Source organism: Allobosea sp. RIT-PG3_2 (assembly GCF_057321085.1).
The window spans coordinates 1-1,265 of sequence record NZ_JBXWCA010000025.1; the positions used below are offsets into that span (position 1 = coordinate 1).

At 61.7% G+C, this 1,265-nt stretch carries 2 protein-coding genes and 1 pseudogene; all 3 read left to right on the forward strand.

The genetic code is table 11. The annotated features are described in order from the left end of the window. Positions 1-180, forward strand: a 180-nt coding sequence (locus AC2FAN_RS27175; RefSeq protein ID WP_485177068.1) for a hypothetical protein, incomplete at its 5' end; no start/stop codon positions are given. Then, positions 173-622, forward strand: a complete 450-nt coding sequence (locus AC2FAN_RS27180; RefSeq protein ID WP_485177069.1) for an EVE domain-containing protein — start codon at positions 173-175, stop codon at positions 620-622. The genes AC2FAN_RS27175 and AC2FAN_RS27180, both read left to right, overlap by 8 nt. 179 nt (positions 623-801) lie before the next feature. Next, positions 802-1,265 (forward strand): annotated as a pseudogene (locus AC2FAN_RS27185) (helix-hairpin-helix domain-containing protein); the annotation flags it as partial.

The following is a 1,265-nucleotide window of genomic DNA, read 5'->3' on the forward strand; positions in this document are numbered from 1 at the left end:
AATTCGGTCAGCTACGAGTCCAAAGGCGTGGTCTTCTGCCACATCAGCCACCCCTCTCCGCTCAACGGGCACCATTCAAATTGGCTCACGGCCGGCTCGGCGACAACGCCCGGCCGGAAACGAGAAGAAGCGATCGCCGCTGTGCGTATGTCTGGGCTGGGAGGTGAATTCCATGGGTAGTTTTTGGCTTTTTCAGGCTGTTCCGCAGCGTTTCGACTTCGATGGATTTCTGGCCAGCGACGCGCAGGAGTGCGATTGGTTGGCCAAGCAGAATGCAAAGAAGATGCGGATTGGTGACGGCGTGCTCTTGTGGCGCGGCAAGGGAACCAACCCTACTGGCGCAGGCGCAGTCGGGTGGGCGCGTATCGCAGGCCTGCCGGCGAAACGGCCTGACGCGTCGCCGGGCTCAAGCTACTGGATCGACGATTTCGAAGCGAGACGCCCCGAACGCCGCGTTCGGTTGCAGCTTCTCGAAACGAGGCCTCAAAAGCCCCTTCACTATAACATTCTTCGGCAAGACCCCCATCTGGCAGAGATGGATGTGTTTACGAAGCGACGGGGCTCGAACTTTTCGCTCCGACGGGGCGAAGTGGATTGGCTGATGGAACTCTGGAACCGGTAGCTGGCGTTTCGCTCGGGGACGCCAAGCTGGCTAATGGCGTAGGACGCAGTGGGCCTATCAGATGTGCGCCTACGTCCATAATAAGGCTGTCGGCCGCGCCAAGGAAGCTCTTGATGCGGCGCGTAACAAGACACATTGGTGCGGTCGCGGCTTAATCAAAAACCCGGAGCGGCTTCAACCTGCGTAACCAACGCGCACCCGCCTCAACGCCGCTACAGACCCTCGCCGGGACCGGGGAGCGGGTGACCTTCCACAATGCGGACACCGGCATTGCCGCAATCCGAGTGAAGGCTCGGCAGGCGTGATCTCGTCACGGTGGTCGGTCACGCCGCGACGATCGGTGCGGGCGTGTTCGTGACGACTTCGGGCATCTGGATCACCGACCATACCCATGGCCTGCAATTTCAAGGCGCAGGTCTTGAAGGCCACGCCGCCGACGGGGGGCTGAGGGCATCGAGAAATATCTCGCCTCCCGGCAAATGCGGGGCATCGGCCCAGCGATGGCGAAACGCATCGTGGCGCTGTTCGGGGACGCGACCTTGGACATCAAGAGGCCGAGCCCGACCGGCTGATAGAAGTCGGCGGGATCGGTCCGAAGCGTGCCGAACGCATTGTGTCGGGATGGGCCGAACAGAAGGCCGTC